Raw genomic sequence first — 14788 nt, forward strand, 5'->3', positions numbered from 1 at the left:
CCGTGGAGATTCGCTCCCCGAGGACCTACTGTCCGGTCGGTAACCGCCCCGGGATCCCTTCGACTTGGCCGCCTCACCTGCCCTGACCTGTACGAACGCGGAATGTCGCGGCTTGGTGAAGGACCTCCCACCGGCCGGTCCGGTGGGGTACCGTCACCCGCGCCGTACGGAGCGCGACAACGGGCTTTTTCCAGCCATCGAGCCGTCGAGGAGCAGGTCAGTGCGCGAGTTCACCGTGCCGCCCGTCGAGGCGGCGCCTCAGGTCGGCGGTCTGGCGGACGCCGTGTTCGACCACGCCCTCGCCGACCCGGACCGGATCGCCTTCGGCCGCAAGGGCCCGGACGGGCAGTGGCACGACGTGACCGCCGCGCGGTTCCGGGACGAGGTCGTGAGCCTCGCGAAGGGGCTGATCGCGGAGGGCGTGCGGTTCGGCGACCGGGTCGCGATCATGGCCCGGACCCGGTACGAGTGGACGCTCTTCGACTTCGCGCTGTGGACGCTGGGCGCCCAGCCCGTCCCGGTCTACCCGACCTCCTCCGCCGAGCAGGTCTTCTGGATGCTGCACGACGCCGAGGTCACCGCCTGCGTGGTCGAGCACGAGGACCACGCGATGACGATCGGCTCGGTGATCGACCGGCTGCCCAGGCTCCAGCGGCTGTGGCAGCTGGACGCGGACGCCGTGGGCGAGCTGACGGCGGCGGGCGCGGGGATCGACGAGGAGGTCCTGCACCGGCACCGGCGGGCGGTGACCCCGGAGACGGTCGCGACGATCATCTACACCTCGGGGACGACCGGCCGCCCCAAGGGCTGTGTGATCACCCACGCGAACCTGATGTTCGAGACGGACATGCTGATGGGCCGCTGGGAGCCGGTGTTCCGCTCGCGGCCCGGCGAACAGGCCTCGACGCTGCTGTTCCTGCCGCTCGCGCACGTCTTCGGGCGGATGGTGGAGGTCGCGGCGGTCCGCGGCGGGGTGAAGCTGGGGCACCAGCCGGTGATGGCGGCGGCCGAGCTGCTCCCCGACCTGATGGCGTTCCGGCCGAGTTTCGTCCTGGCCGTGCCGTACGTCTTCGAGAAGGTCTTCCACGCGGCCCGCCGCAGGGCGGAGAGCGAGGGGAGGACGGGCCCCTTCGACAAGGCCGTGGAGGTGGCGGTCGCGTACGCGGAGGCGCTGGAGCAGAAGGCCTTCGGGACCGGTCCGGGGCCGTCGGCTGCGCTGCGCGTGCAGCACCAGTTCTTCGAGAAGACGGTGTACGTCAAGGTGCGCGCGGCCCTGGGCGGGCGGATGCGGCACGCGATGTCGGGCGGTTCGGCCATGGACCGCCGGCAGGGGCTGTTCTTCGCGGGCGCGGGGATCACGGTCTTCGAGGGGTACGGCCTGACGGAGTCCTCGGCGGCCGCCACGGCGAACCCGCCCGGACGGACCAAATACGGCACGGTGGGCCAGCCGGTCCCGGGAACGACGGTCCACATCGCGGAGGACGGCGAGGTGTGGCTGCACGGCGGCCAGGTCTTCTCCGGCTACCTGAACGCCCCGGAGGCCACGGCTGCCGTCCTCAACGACGGCTGGCTGGCCACCGGGGACATCGGCGCCCTCGACGCGGACGGCTATCTGACGATCACCGGGCGGAAGAAGGAGATCCTGGTGACCTCGGGCGGCAAGAGCGTCTCCCCCACCGCCCTGGAGGAGCGGGTGCGGGCGCATCCGCTGATCGCCCAGTGCATCGTGGTCGGCAACGACCGGCCGTACATCGCCGCGCTCGTGACGGTCGATCAGGAGGCGGTCGAGCACTGGCTGGCGATGCAGGGACGGGCGCCGCTCTCCCCGTCCGAGCTGGTGCGCGACCCGGCCCTGGAGACGGAGATCCGGCGCGGGGTGGTGGCGGCGAACACGCTGGTCTCGCAGGCCGAGTCGATCCGGACGTTCCGGATCCTGGCGCATCCGTTCAGCGAGGAGCACGGGCTGCTCACCCCCTCGCTGAAGCTGAAGCGCAAGGCGATCGAGCGGGCGTACGCGGCGGAGGTCGAGGCACTGTACGGCTGACGGCGCCGGCCGCAGGCGACCGGCGCACGGCCGGTCAGAGCAGGTCGGCGAGCGGCTCCACCGTCTCCCACCGGCTGAGGTACTCGGCGGCACCGTGCGGGTCGAGGTTCCGGTTCTTGACCCGCCGGGTGCGCTCCAGCACCGCGTCGTCGTCCGGGAAGAGCGTGCGCAGCCGTAGCGTGGCCACGATGAAGTCGTCCCCGTCGGCCACGTTCACCCAGCGCTTGAGGTGGGCCGGGGAGCGCATCGGCTGGGGCCGCAGACGGCCCTTGAGGATCGAACGCAGCCCGAGCGGCGAACCGAAGGTCACGAGCAGCGGCAGCGGGCGGTCGAGCCGGTGCAGGGCCTCGTAGGCGACGACCGTGCCCAGCGAGTGGGCCAGGACCGCCTTGGTGTCGGGCGTCACCTGGGAGAGCACCGCCTCGATGGCGCCCTCGCGGACCCGCTCGTCCTCCAGGTACGCCGCGACCTGGCCGAGGTGGAAGGCGCCCGTGCTGCTCAGCGCGGCGAAGCCGGACCGGGCGACGGGTCCGAGCCGGGAGAGCAGCGCCACCGTCATCCGCAGCGGCGCCAACGGGCCCTGCTCGGGGCCGACCTCGGCTGTCAGCTCCTCCAGCGCGTAGGCCGCCTCGTCGGCGTCCCGGGAGTCGGAGGCGTGCCGGACGATGTTGTCGGCGATGTCGCGGCCCACCTCCGTGCCGACGGCCTCGATCGGTGCCGGCAGCCGCACCTCGAACTCGTCCCGTGGCACGTACGGCGCGTACAGGTGCCGGTAGTACGCCATGCCGACCGAGACCGCCCCGCCGTCGAGACGGTCCGCGGCCTCCTCGCGGCCCTCCTCCCGCAGGGTGCGCGCGAGGACCCGCGTCCACTCCTCGCGGAGCTGCTCACCGGTCTGCTCCGCCGGTCCGATGCCGTGCACCATGACGAGCTCTGCCATGTGTCTCCCTGTCCGTCCGAACACCCGGGCGGGGCGGTCCCGTTCCCTTCCGCTTCCAACGCCCGAGGGTGGCGGCCGGTTCCCCCGCCGACGATCATCTGGCCTTATCCGACCTGATGCTGACAAGCCATCAGGCGGAAAATACATGGGTGACCGATACGCGCAGAGCACTGGTGATCGCCTCCCACTGGGACGTCCAGGAGCGGAAGGAGGAGAACCGTCTGACCCTGCTGGAGCCCAACGCCGCCGAACTGCGGGACCTGCTCCTCGACCCGGCGCGCGGGGCCTGCGTGCCCGCCCGCGGCAACGGGCTCCTGCTGAACCCCGAGTCGGTGGACGAGGTGATCGCCGCCCTGGACGAGGCGTTCGAGGGCGCTTCGGCCGCCCAGGCCTCACTGATCCTCGCCTTCCTGGGTCACGGGCACATGGCCGGATCCGGCCCGTTCCTGTTCCCCGTGCGCACGTCCCCGCCCGAGCCCGGGGTCGAGACCGCCTTCGACCTCGTCGGCGAGGTGGGCTCGCGGTCCCTGCGGCACGGGAACGTACTGGAACTGACCGTCGTGGTCGACGCCTGCCGCTCCGGGCGTTCGCTGCTGGAGGCGGTGAAGGGGTGGTACACCCCCGCCATGACGAGGGGCCGTCGGATCGACCACCTCACCTCCTCGAACGACGAGGTCTCGTACGGCCTCCAGTTCTCGGGCGCACTCAACCGGGTCATCCGGAACGGTGACATCCGGCTCGACCCCGAGCTGCGGACCGACGACGTCCGGGGCGTCGTGTACGGCATGCTCCGGCGCCAGTTTCCGCAGGTCGCGACCTTCGACGGGCGCGGTGCCTCGGGCCGCCGCCCGGATCCCGCCTGGATCGCCCTGAACGTGGCGCACGACCCGTTCCTGAGCGTGCTGGCCGCCTCGCCCGACCAGGGCACCTTGGTACCCGCGCTGCGCCATTTCCAGCCACCGCAGGAACTGGTGGGGCTCGTGCGGCAGGTGCGGCTCCACCGGAGCGTGGCGGTGGTGGGTCGCATGGGTACCGGGAAGACGACCCTCGCGACGGCGCTGAGCCGCGCCGAACTGCTGCCGCCGGGCGAGGCGGAGACCGCTCCGACCGTGTGCGCGGTCGTACGGCTCACCGACGGACGGTGGACCTCCCGCACCTATGTCGAACAGCTCGCCGACCAGCTCCACGACCATCTGCCGGGCTTCGCCGAAGCGGTGCACGCCTACAGGACCCAGGTGCCCGACGCCGAGCAGGTCCTGCCGAGCGCCGTCGCCCTGCTGGGCGGCCCGCTCTCGCTCATGGGGCCGCGCGAGCCCGTGCGGATCGTGGTCGACGGCATCGAGCAGGTGACCGCCGCGACGAGCCGGGCCGAGCTCCTCGCGGAGCTGACGGCGCTGTGCGAGGCGGCGCCCGACTGGTTCGGCCTGGTCGCGACCGTGCGGGAAGGGGTGCCGCTGCCCCCGGAGTGGAAGCGGACGGAGACGGCGGCCCCCGAGGCGCGGAGCCTGAGGGCCTTCCTGGACGCCCGGCAGGTGTCGGCGGAGACCCAGCGCGTGCTCCTCGACAGCACAGAGGGGAACTGGCAGCTCACCAGCGTCCTGGCCGAGCACCACACCTCGGTGGCGCGGATGGTGGGCAAGGGCGTCCGGGTCGTCTACGACGCGGTCCTCGCCCCGATGCGGGAGGCCCGGGACGTCGACCGCAGGCTGCTGGACCGGGTGCTGCTCGTCCTCGCCGCCGCCGGGCTCGGGACGACGCTGCCGGGCCCCCTGCTCGCCCACGCGGCCGGCGGGCCGGGACGTCCGACCGACGAGGAGGAGTGCGGGCGCGTAGTGGACATGCTGGTGGGACTGGTGGGCCGGGTGCCGGACCCGGCCGGCACCGAACTGTTCGGCATCCACCACTCCTCGCTGATCGAGTACGTCGCCGACCGGCAGACGGTGGCAGAGGGGCATCGCGCGCTCCGGGACGCTCTGGAGATCATGGCACCCATGGAACGGCACGATCGCGACGACGCCCTGCACCGCTACGCCGAGCAGGCGGAACCCGAACACCTCTGGCACCTGGCGACCACCGCCCGGGGCGAGGAGGCCGGGCCGCTGTACGACCGGCTGCTCGACTCCCTGGAACTGCGCCCGGCGCCCGAGGCGGCGGTGAACCGCGCACGCTGGGCGGGCTGGGCGGAGCGGCTGCGGGAACGGCTGGGCGCGGACACTGCGGTGACCCTGCGTGCGCGGGCCCGGGCCGCGTACTGGACCGGCAAGGCGGGGGCGTACCGCCGCAGCGCCGAGCTCCACGCCGAGCTCCTCCCCGACCAGCTGCGGGTCCACGGGGCGGACTCCCCCGAGGCGCTGGAGACCCGGGCCCGGCTGGCGTACGCGGCGGGCGAGAACGGCGACTTCACGCGGGCCCTGGAGCTGCACCAGGAGGTCCTCGCCGACCAACGGCGCGTGTTCGGGGAGGATGACCCGCGCACCCTGCACACCCGTCACCACATCGCGTACTGGACGGGCCGTGCGGGCGCCCGCGAGCAGGCGCTCCGTCTGCACGAGGAGCTGCTGCCCGACCTGGAGCGGGTCCTGGACCCCACGGACGTCGCCGTCTTCGAGGAACGCCACTACATCGCGTACTGGCACGGCGCCCTCGGCGACCACGAGCGCAGCCTGGCCCTCCACGCCACGCTGCTGCGGGACCGGATCGCGGTCTTCGGCGAGGAGCACGAACAGGTCGTCTTCAGCCGCATGAACATCTGCAGGTTCCTCGGCGAGTCGGGGCGGCGGCAGGAGGCACTGGACGGATACCGCACGCTGCTGCCCCTTGTCACCCGGCTCCGCGGCCCGCACCACCCGAACACCTTCCTGGTCCGGCTGAACACCGCGCGCTTCACCTGGGAGCTGGGCGACGCGGTGACCGCCCGGGTCCTGCACGAGGAACTCCTCGTGGACCAGCGGGAGGCGCTGGGCGTGACCCATCCCGCCGTCATGATCACCCGCTACAACCTCGTCATGCTCAAGGCCCAGCTGGGTGATCCGGAGACGGCGCTCGGAGAGCTCGACCGACTGCTGGAGGACCGTCTGGCGCGGTACGGGAACCCGGACCACCCCGAGGTGATCACGACCCGGTTCGGGCGGGCCCGGATCCTCGCGCGCCTCGGCCGGACGGAGGAGGCGGCCGCGCTCCTCCGCGAGGTGTGCGCGGACCGGGCGCGGGTCCTCGGGGAGGGGAACGCGGCCACGCGGGAGGCCCGGGCGGAGCTGGCGGCGCTCACGGAGGGGTGAGCCGGCGCCGGCGCCCCTCCGAGCGGGCCGGAACCCGCTGGAATGCGTACGGCCGCTCGCCCGTTGACCATGGAAGTACCACCACGACGACGTAAGGATCCACCCCACGTGAGCACGGACAGCACCGTCCCCTCGGTCACCCTGAACAACGGCGTGCACATGCCGCAGCTCGGCTTCGGCGTCTGGCAGGTGCCGGACGACGAGGCGACGGCCGCCGTGACGACGGCCCTGGAGGCCGGGTACCGCTCCATCGACACCGCCGCGATCTACGACAACGAGCGGGGCACCGGCCGTGCCGTCGCCGACGCGGGGATCGCCCGCGAGGACCTGTTCGTCACCACGAAGCTGTGGAACAGCGAGCAGGGCTACGACTCGACTCTGCGCGCCTTCGACGCCTCCCTCGACAAGCTGGGCCTCGACTACGTCGACCTCTACCTGATCCACTGGCCGGTGCCGGCGAAGGACGCGTACGTCGACACGTACCGGGCGTTCGAGAAGATCCTCGCGGACGGGCGCGCCCGCGCGATCGGCGTCTCCAACTTCCTCCCGGAGCACCTGGAGCGGCTGATCGGCGAGACCTCGGTCGTGCCCGCCGTCAACCAGATCGAGCTGCACCCGCAGCTCGCGCAGAAGGAATCCCGCGAGGCGCACGAGCGGTACGGCATCGCGACCGAGGCGTGGTCGCCGCTCGGCTCCGGCAAGGGCCTCCTGGAGGTCCCGGCGATCGTCGCGATCGGCCGCAAGCACGGCAGGACCCCGGCCCAGGTGGTGCTGCGCTGGCACCTCCAGCTGGGGAACGTGGTGATCCCGAAGTCGGTCACCCCCTCGCGCATCCGCGAGAACATCGACGTCTTCGGCTTCGAGCTGGACGCCGAGGACCTGGCGGCGATCGCCGCCCTCGACGAGAACCGCCGCCTGGGCCCGAACCCGGCGGAGTTCAACATCGGCGCCTGAAGGGGACGGAGGGGGTGGAGCCGGCGCGCCGCTTCCGCGGTGCGCCGGCTCGGCGGGCGTGCGTCGCGGCGCCCCGGCGGTCCCGCGGCTCAGTAGCCGTCGACGCCGAGCTCGGTGATCGAGGCGAAGAGGTGCTCCCAGACCTCGGCGCCGGGCGCGCCCTCGGCGAGGGCCTCGGCGTCGACGGCCTCCATCGCGCGGAGGAAGTCCTTCACGCCCTCCTCCCCCGGGTACGGGTCCCAGCAGGCCCCCATGTGACGGCGGACGCCCTCCAGGAACCGGACGAAGGACTCCAGGTCGCGGACGAGCGGGAAGACGGCGTCGCCGCCGGGGCCGTGGCTGCCGTCCGGCTGGCGCATTCCCACGGCGCCGGTCCCGGGGTGGACGAAGACCTCCCCGGGGTCGCAGTACCCGAGGTCGAACTCGCCGACCCGCAGCAGGCCCTCGGGGCCCGGGCCCAGCGGCTCGTCGGCGAGCGCGAAGGACGTGACGCCGGCCGCCCAGTACCTGGGCAGTCCGGCCTCGGCGAGCAGCGTCCTGGTCGGTGCGTGCGTGAGGGCGGCGGGCTGGTCGGCCGCCGGGACGCGGAGGACCGCGGAGGGGCCGAAGACCCCGTCGAGCCGGGCCGCGGTGAGCGGCCCGTCCGCGTTCCTCGTGCCGGTCCGGAACCACGGCCCGCCGTCCGCCGGGACCGGGCCGGCGGAATCGGCGCCGCCCGTCGGCCAGTCGGCGAGGGCCGTGTCGTTCTGCTCCACGACGGCCACTCCGCGCGCGTCGAGGAAGACGTAGCGGCCGCCGTCCAGCGGGATCGGCTCCTCCCAGCCGTCGGGGCTGCGCAGCGCCCAGGACTCCTCGTCGCCGTCGAACAGCCAGGGCCCGTCCGGCTCGTTCTCCTCGTACGGTTCGGCCGTGTCCTCGGCGGGGGCGGGCCGGGGCCCGCCGGTGGCCAGGTCGAACCAGGTGTCCTCGCACCACAGCGCCCAGAGCTTCAGGAGCGGTACGCCCCCGGCCTCGTACACCTCGGCGGAGCGGTCTCCGCTGAGGTTCGGCGCGGCCTCGTGGGCGCCGACCGGCCGCCACCAGGCCCACACCGTCCGCCACGGCAGCCCCGGTTCGGCGGCCGCCACCCGCTCGGCGTACTCCCGGTGGCCGAGGACGGTCGCGGCGAAGTGCAGCCAGGAGGCGAACTCGGCGGAGGTCGCCGGGGCGCTCCCGAACACCGCCTCGGCCTGGGTGAACACCTCGCGGCCGACACCGCCGTGATCGTCCGGCAGGGCGTCGATGCGGGCGCGGAGCTCGGCGCGGTCGTGGCGCAGGACCTCGGCGGGGTCGTCGAGCAGGGTACGGAGTTCGGGATCGGTCACCGGCCCATCATGCCAGCCGGTGCGCCGGGCGGGGCGGCGGCCGGGGCCGTTGTCGTACCCGGGACGTACAGTCGGAGACGGCCCTGAGGGCTGCGCGCGGCGGTGACGGCCGCGCGGTGCAACTGCCCGGCGAGGAGAAGGAGTCGGTACGGTGAGCGGTGCCCCGGAGCCCGTGCGGGAGGGCCTCTACCGGGTGCGGAACGTGGCGAGCGGGCTGCTCCTGGAGGTGTACCAGGGGTCGAGCCGCAGCGGCGCGAAGGTGCAGCAGGGCACGGAGAACGGAACTCCCGGGCAGCACTGGCACATCACGCCGGTGCCGAACGGCGGCGGGCTCCACCACCTGGTCAACGCGGCAAGCGGCAAACGGCTCGACGTCGCGAACGCGTCCACGGAGAACGGCGCCGGCATCCAGCAGTGGAGACCGAACAACTTCGGCGCGCAGGAGTGGATCATCGAGCAGGACCTCCAGTCGCCGGGGACGGTGGCCCTGGTGAGCTTCGTCAGCGGGCTGTTCCTGGAGGTCGCCGACGAGTCGAAGGAGGACGGGGGGAACGTCCGGCAGTGGGAGGACACCGACTCGCCGTTCCAGTGGTGGCGGCTGGAGCCGGTGTCCTGACCCGGGCCCGGTGCGGGCTCAGCCCTTGCGGGCGGTGTGCACGGTGTGGGCGGTGAGGTGGAACAGGTCCGTACGGTGGTGCAGGGACAGCGCGTCGGCCGGGTCGAGCAGCCGGTCGAGGGTCTCCTTGTCGTCCGCGTCGAGCCGGGCGGCCAGGCCGTCCCGCAGCCGCTCGTAGTGGGCGAGGGCCAGCTCCCGGACCGCCGGGGACACGGGCGCGGGGACGTCCACGAGGAACGTGCGGGTGCCGGACGGGGTGAGACCGGCGCCGGCGAGCAGCGCCCGCCAGTCGTCCGGCTCGTCCTTGGCCCCGGGCAGCTCGGCGCGCATCTCGCCGAACCAGTCGGCGTGGGCGGCGTCGAGCCGGGCCTCCAGGCCGGGCCTGCCGATCCCGATGTTCTGCGGCAGGTGCCGCCGGGGCAGCCCGCCCTCGACGAGGACGATCAGCCCGCCGGGGTTCAGGAGGCCGGCGAACTCCGCGAGCGCGGCGCTCTGGTCGCCCATGTGGTGCAGGGAGTTGCCCGCCCAGACGAGGTCGGCCCGCCCCAGGGCGCCGATCGCCTCGGGGAGTTCGGCGTGGAGGGTGGAGACCCGTGCGCCGAGGTTGCGGGCCTCGGCGCGGGCCCGGGCCAGGGCGAGGAGTTCGGGGGCGCCGTCGACGGCGACGGCCTCGGCGGCCGGGAACGCCTCGGCGAGCAGGCTGGTCACCACGCCGGGACCGCTGCCGACGTCGAGGATCCGGCGGACGCCCTGCACCGGCGCGAGGGTGCCCAGCCAGGCGGCGGCCTCCGCGTAGGCGGGGCTCGCGATCTCGGCCTGCCGCTCCAGGAGCGGAGCCATCTCGCTCCAGTCGAGGTGGGTGTGGTCGTGAGGGCCGTGACCGTGACCGGTGCCGTGCTGGTGGCCGTGGTGGGACGCGTGATGCTGGCTCATGGCATCAGGGTGCGACGGGACGGCCGCGAACGCGAGAAATGTTGCCGGTCCGGCAACAGAGCCGGCAACAGGTCCGACAGCAGTCCCGCAACGGCTCCGGCCACCCGCCCCGGGCCCGTCAGCCACGGCCCCGGTGCTCCTGCGGGCTGACGCCCCGTACGCGCTTGAAGGCGGCGCTCAGGGCGAACGCACCGCTGTAGCCGACCTGCCGGGCGACGGACTCCACCGTGGCGTCCGTGTCGCGGAGCAGGTCCGCGGCGAGCGCGAGCCGCCAGCCGGTGAGGTACGCCATCGGGGGCTCCCCGACGAGCTCGGTGAAGCGGCGGGCGAGCGCGGCCCGGGACACGCCCGACTTCGCGGCGAGCGAGGCGACGGTCCACGGGTGGGCGGGGTCGTTCTGGAGCAGCCGGAGCGCCCGGCCGACCACGGGGTCGCCCATCGCGCGGTACCAGGCGGGGGCCTCGGCGCCCGGCCGGGAGAACCAGGCGCGGACGGCGGCGATGAGCAGCAGGTCGAGGACCCGGTCGAGGACGACGCTCTGGCCGGGTTCGTCGCGGGAGATCTCCTCGTCGAGGAAGGGCATGAGCGGGCAGTTCCACACGTCGGCGGGCAGGTGCACCAGGCCCGGCAGGGCGTCGAGGAGCCTGCGGCCGACCTCGCCGTCCATCAGATACGTGCCGACGAGGACGGTGGTGCCGCCGTCCGGGGCGTTGCCCCAGGTGCGGACGCCGAGGCGCATGGACTGGGCGAGCGGCTCCCCGGAGAGGGTGGTGCAGCCGCCGTCGGGGCCGATCCTGGCGCGGGGCGGGGCGTCGGGGGCGTGGGCGACGGTGTACGGCTCGGGGCCGCGGGCGATGGCGATGTCGCCCGGGCGCAGCAGGACGGGTTCGCCGGTGCCGGGGACGATCCAGGCCTCGCCGTCGGTGACGCACATGAGGCAGATCGGGGCCTCGTCCTCGATACGGACGGACCACGGCGGCTCCATGATCATGCGGAGCAGGAAGGCGCCCTTGGCGCGTGGCCCGTCGAGGAGTCCGGCGAGTGCGTCCATGGTGCGCAAGCGTAGGGCGTCGAGGTCCTGAGACGGAGGCGTAGGGAGCTGAGACTGCGGAGCATGGGCGGGCGGCGCTCCGGGCGGGAGTCTTGAGCCATGACGACGCAGACGAAGCACTTCGAGAACACGACGATCCTGGTGACGAGCGCCACCGGCAAGACCGGGCGGCGCGTGGCCGAGCGGCTGGCCGCCCGCGGCGCGACGGTCCGCGCGGGGTCCCGGAGCGGGGCGACGGTCTTCGACTGGGAGGCCCCGGAGACCTGGGCCCCCGCGCTGCGGGGCGCGGACGCCGCGTACGTGGCCTACTACCCGGACCTGGCCGCCCCCGGGGCGGTCGAGGCGATGGAGACCTTCGGCCGGCTGGCCGCGGAGAACGGCGTACGGCGGCTCACGCTCCTCTCCGGGCGGGGGGAGCCGGAGGCGGTCCTGGCGGAGGAGGCGCTGCGGGCGGCCGCGTCCGGGGCCGAACTGACCGTCGTACGAGCCGCGTTCTTCGCGCAGAACTTCAACGAGGGGCTGCTCGCGGAGGGCGTCGCCGAGGGCGCGGTCGTCTTCCCGGCCGGTGACACGGCGGAGCCGTTCATCGACGCGGACGACCTGGCGGACGTCGTCGTCGAGACCCTGACGGCGGACGGGCACGCGGGGCGGGTGCACGAGGTGACGGGCCCCCGGCCGGTCGGCTTCGCCGAGGTGGCGGCGGAGATCTCCCGCGCCTCGGGCCGCCCGGTGGTGTACCGGCCGGTGTCCGAGACGGAGTACGCGCAGCTGCTCGCCGGGTTCGGGCTCCCGGCCGGCGAGGCGCAGTGGCTCGCGGCCCTGTTCGGCGCGCTCCTCGACGGCCACAACGCCTCGGCGACGGACGGCGTGAAGCGGATCCTGGGCCGCGAGCCGCGCTCCTTCACCGAGTTCGCGGCGGAGGCGTGGGGCGGACCGGGGGCGTGACGGGTTCAGCCGTACCGCTCGGCCAGGGTCCGTACGGTCGCGGCGATGCGATCGCGGAGGTCCTCGGGCGCGAGGACCTCCACCTCCGCGCCGAGCCCGAGGAAGGTGTCGTGGGCGTGCTCGGGCGATTCGACGGGGAGGGTGGCGCGCGTCCAGCCGTCGGGTTCGGGGGTGCCGGTGGCGGCGAGTGCCCGGGCGGCGGCGCCGGTGAGCCGGGCGGCGCCGCACGGGGAGAGCCGTACGACGGCCTCGCCCTGGTGGAGCCGCCGGTGGAAGTCGGTGCTGCTGGCCCGCCAGTGCGCGGCGAGGTCGAAGCCCTCCGGGATCAGGGCCTCTTCGTCGGTGACGGTGAGGGCGAGGATCTGGTCGACGCGGTAGGTCCGCGGTCCGGGTCCGGCGATCAGGTACCAGCGGCCGGCCTTGAGCACGAGACCGTACGGTTCGAGGCGGCGGTCGACGTCGGTCGGTTCCTTCCAGCGCCGGTAGCGGACCTCAAGGACGCGTCCGGTGCGGACCGCGTCGGCGACCTCGGGCAGGAACGGGGCCTCGTCGCCCTCGTCGTACCAGCCGGGGGCGTCGATGTGGAAGCGGCCCCGCAGCCGGTCGACGTGCTCGCGCAGGGCCTCCGGAAGGGTGGCGCGGAGTTTCAGCTGAGCGTCGGCGAAGTGCGGGCCGAGTCCGAGTCCTTCGGCGGCTCCGGGCATGCCGGCGAGGACCAGAGCCTCGGCCTCGCGGGCGAAGAGGCCGGTGAGCCGGGTGCGGCTGCCCGGCAGGAGCCGGTAGCCGCCGCGGTGTCCGGCGTCGCCGTAGAGGGGCACGCCGGCGGCGTGCAGCGCCTCGACGTCGCGGTAGACGGTGCGGACGGAGACGCCGAGCTCCTCGGCGAGCCGGCCGGCGGTCATCCGGCCGCCGGTCTGGAGCAGCAGGAGGATCGAGAGCAGACGGCTGGACTTCACTGACACAAGGTGTCAGTGAAGGGTTCCTACAGTCCAGCCATGGCTTTCGCAGAGAAGAACCTCCTCGTGCTGCCGCCGGTCGAGATCGCCGGGCGGCACCTCAAGCGCTACCACGTCGCCTCCGGCTCCACGGGCATCGAACCGGAGGTGGAGAAGGCGGCGTACGCACTGCTTCCGGAACTGCTGCCGGCCCCGGACGGCACTCCGGCGGCGGGCTTCGTGGTGCTGCACCGGGGCGGTGACAGCGGCGCGTACCTCAACGCGTACAGCTGGGTGTGGGACAACGTGCTCCACTTCGGCGGCGGGGCCGCGGGCCAGCCCGCCCTGGACTGCCCCGACACCGATCCGGCGCACTTCGTCCGGGTCGACCGGTCGTGGATCGGGTGCGTGTGGGAGCTGGGACCGCTGGGGCACGAACGGGACGCGTGGGTGCGGCACATGCTGGCCCCGGACGTCCCCGACCTCGCCGGCTACCTCGGGGACGCGCTGCCGTCCGGTACGACGGGAGGGCGGGCATGAGCGCCGACGGCTTCGCCTTCCTCGACGGCCGGTGGCGGGTCCGCAACCGCCGCCTCGCGGACTTCCTCGACCCGGAGAGCGGGTGGAAGGAGTTCGAGGGGCACACCACGGGCCGTCTGTTCCGGGACGGCCGGGCGCACGTGGACGAGATCGTCTTCCCGTCGGAGGGGTTCGGCGGTCTGACGCTGCGGCTGTACGAGCCGGAGACCGGCAAGTGGACGCTGAACTGGTCCAACAGTCGTACGGGGAGGCTGGACCCGCCGGTCCGGGGCCGGTTCGCCGCGGACGGGACGGGCGAGTTCCACGGCACCGACAGCTACGCGGGGCGGCCGGTGCGGGTGCGGTTCCGGTGGTCGGGGATCACGGCGGACGCGGCCCGCTGGGAGCAGGCGTTCGCCGCCGCGGGTAGCGACGCGTGGGTGACGAACTGGGTGATGGAGTTCAGCCGCGCCTGACGAAGCTCGCGAGCCGGTAACGGGGGTCGGCTCGGGGGCGGTCCTGGTCCGGGAGGGCGGTCAGGGCGGCGGCGAGCGTCTCGATGGTCGCCGGGTCGCCGTCGAACCAGGAGGCGAAGTAGCCGGCGCGCAGCTTCCGGACGGTGTCGCGCGGGGTGCCGCCCTGTCCGTGGCCGGTGAAGCGGGTGCCGGGGGCGGGGTCGAGGCCGTGGGCGGCCGCGGCCTCGGTGATGAGGTCGGTGCGGTCGGAGGCCGCCGAGGCCGAGCGGTGCGGGCGGAGGATCGCGTCGATGTCGCTGCCGACGTCGTGGGCGGCGTCCTTGTCGACGGTGGCGACGAGGACGCCGCCGGGGCGCAGGACCCGGGCCGCCTCGGCGACGACGTCCGCCGCGAAGGGGACGAGGTGCAGCAGCCAGACGGCGGCGACGGCGTCCAGCGATGCGTCGGGCAGCGGCAGCCGGCGGGCGTCGGCGCGTACGGCGCGGCCGGGCGCCCGGCCGGCGGCGACCCGCACCATGGCGTGGGCGGCGTCGGCCCCGTAGACGCGCAGGCCGGGCCGGGTGAGGCGCTCGGTGACGAGGCCGGTGCCGCAGGCGAGGTCGAGCAGGGTCCGGGCGCCGGGCGGGACGAGCCGCAGGACGGCCGCGGCGGCCGCCGCGGCCCTCGGCACCCCGCCGCGGGTCCGGTCGTAGTGCGCTGCCTCTGCCTCGTAGTCGAGCACGGTTTCCGCCAT

Annotated in this window: 13 protein-coding genes; 7 read left to right on the forward strand and 6 right to left on the reverse strand. The window is 74.0% G+C overall.

The window, feature by feature from the left end:
- Nucleotides 1–220 precede the first annotated feature (220 nt).
- Nucleotides 221–2044: an AMP-dependent synthetase/ligase gene (locus ACFYX3_RS20165; protein ID WP_389015079.1), complete on the forward strand. Its 1824-nt coding sequence runs from the start codon at nt 221–223 to the stop codon at nt 2042–2044.
- 34 nt (nt 2045–2078) lie between these two features.
- On the opposite strand, the gene ACFYX3_RS20170 is transcribed toward ACFYX3_RS20165, so the two are convergent.
- Nucleotides 2079–2984 (reverse strand): hypothetical protein, encoded by a 906-nt coding sequence (locus tag ACFYX3_RS20170; protein ID WP_389015081.1) that lies wholly within the window; start codon nt 2982–2984, stop codon nt 2079–2081.
- 149 nt (nt 2985–3133) lie between these two features.
- On the opposite strand from ACFYX3_RS20170, the gene ACFYX3_RS20175 reads away from it, so the two are divergent.
- Nucleotides 3134–6262: a tetratricopeptide repeat protein gene (locus ACFYX3_RS20175; RefSeq protein WP_389015084.1), complete on the forward strand. Its 3129-nt coding sequence runs from the start codon at nt 3134–3136 to the stop codon at nt 6260–6262.
- Nucleotides 6263–6331: 69 nt separating this feature from the next.
- Nucleotides 6332–7216, forward strand: coding sequence for an aldo/keto reductase (locus ACFYX3_RS20180; RefSeq protein ID WP_389015297.1), 885 nt, complete (start codon nt 6332–6334; stop codon nt 7214–7216).
- A gap of 89 nt (nt 7217–7305) precedes the next feature.
- On the opposite strand, the gene ACFYX3_RS20185 is transcribed toward ACFYX3_RS20180, so the two are convergent.
- Nucleotides 7306–8580 carry an SUKH-4 family immunity protein gene (locus ACFYX3_RS20185; RefSeq protein WP_389015087.1) on the reverse strand — a complete coding sequence of 425 codons (1275 nt, stop codon included), beginning with the start codon at nt 8578–8580 and terminating at the stop codon, nt 7306–7308.
- Between the two features lie 151 nt (nt 8581–8731).
- Between ACFYX3_RS20185 and ACFYX3_RS20190 the strand changes: the two genes are divergently transcribed.
- On the forward strand, nt 8732–9196 hold the full coding sequence (locus ACFYX3_RS20190) for an RICIN domain-containing protein (protein ID WP_376591668.1): 465 nt from the start codon (nt 8732–8734) through the stop codon (nt 9194–9196).
- Nucleotides 9197–9214: 18 nt separating this feature from the next.
- Here ACFYX3_RS20190 and ACFYX3_RS20195 read toward each other — a convergent pair whose 3' ends face one another.
- Together ACFYX3_RS20195 and ACFYX3_RS20200 are read right to left on the reverse strand one after the other, a co-directional pair.
- The gene (locus ACFYX3_RS20195) at nt 9215–10129 is read right to left on the reverse strand and encodes a class I SAM-dependent methyltransferase (protein ID WP_389015090.1); all 915 of its coding nucleotides are present in this window, start codon (nt 10127–10129) and stop codon (nt 9215–9217) included.
- Nucleotides 10130–10247: 118 nt separating this feature from the next.
- Nucleotides 10248–11180 carry a cupin domain-containing protein gene (locus ACFYX3_RS20200; protein ID WP_389015093.1) on the reverse strand — a complete coding sequence of 311 codons (933 nt, stop codon included), beginning with the start codon at nt 11178–11180 and terminating at the stop codon, nt 10248–10250.
- Between the two features lie 99 nt (nt 11181–11279).
- Here ACFYX3_RS20200 and ACFYX3_RS20205 point away from each other — a divergent pair, with 99 nt between their 5' ends.
- On the forward strand, nt 11280–12125 hold the full coding sequence (locus ACFYX3_RS20205; protein WP_389015096.1) for an NmrA family transcriptional regulator: 846 nt from the start codon (nt 11280–11282) through the stop codon (nt 12123–12125).
- Nucleotides 12126–12130: 5 nt separating this feature from the next.
- On the opposite strand, the gene ACFYX3_RS20210 is transcribed toward ACFYX3_RS20205, so the two are convergent.
- Nucleotides 12131–13081, reverse strand: coding sequence for a helix-turn-helix transcriptional regulator (locus ACFYX3_RS20210; RefSeq protein ID WP_389015098.1), 951 nt, complete (start codon nt 13079–13081; stop codon nt 12131–12133).
- Between the two features lie 39 nt (nt 13082–13120).
- Between ACFYX3_RS20210 and ACFYX3_RS20215 the strand changes: the two genes are divergently transcribed.
- Both ACFYX3_RS20215 and ACFYX3_RS20220 read left to right on the forward strand, forming a co-directional pair.
- Entirely contained in the window at nt 13121–13600 is a 480-nt protein-coding gene (locus tag ACFYX3_RS20215; protein WP_382652236.1) for a hypothetical protein, read from the forward strand.
- Complete coding sequence (locus ACFYX3_RS20220) at nt 13597–14055, forward strand: hypothetical protein (RefSeq protein WP_389015101.1); 459 nt, start codon at nt 13597–13599, stop codon at nt 14053–14055. Before ACFYX3_RS20215 ends, ACFYX3_RS20220 begins: the two co-directional genes overlap by 4 nt.
- Here ACFYX3_RS20220 and ACFYX3_RS20225 read toward each other — a convergent pair.
- Nucleotides 14042–14776, reverse strand: coding sequence for a class I SAM-dependent methyltransferase (locus tag ACFYX3_RS20225; protein ID WP_382652770.1), 735 nt, complete (start codon nt 14774–14776; stop codon nt 14042–14044). The two genes, ACFYX3_RS20220 and ACFYX3_RS20225, sit on opposite strands and share 14 nt — an antisense overlap.
- Nucleotides 14777–14788: the final 12 nt, after the last annotated feature.

Origin of the sequence: Streptomyces sp. NPDC002463 (assembly GCF_042889835.1) — a bacterium.
Classification (GTDB): Bacteria; Actinomycetota; Actinomycetes; order Streptomycetales; family Streptomycetaceae; genus Streptomyces; species Streptomyces nymphaeiformis.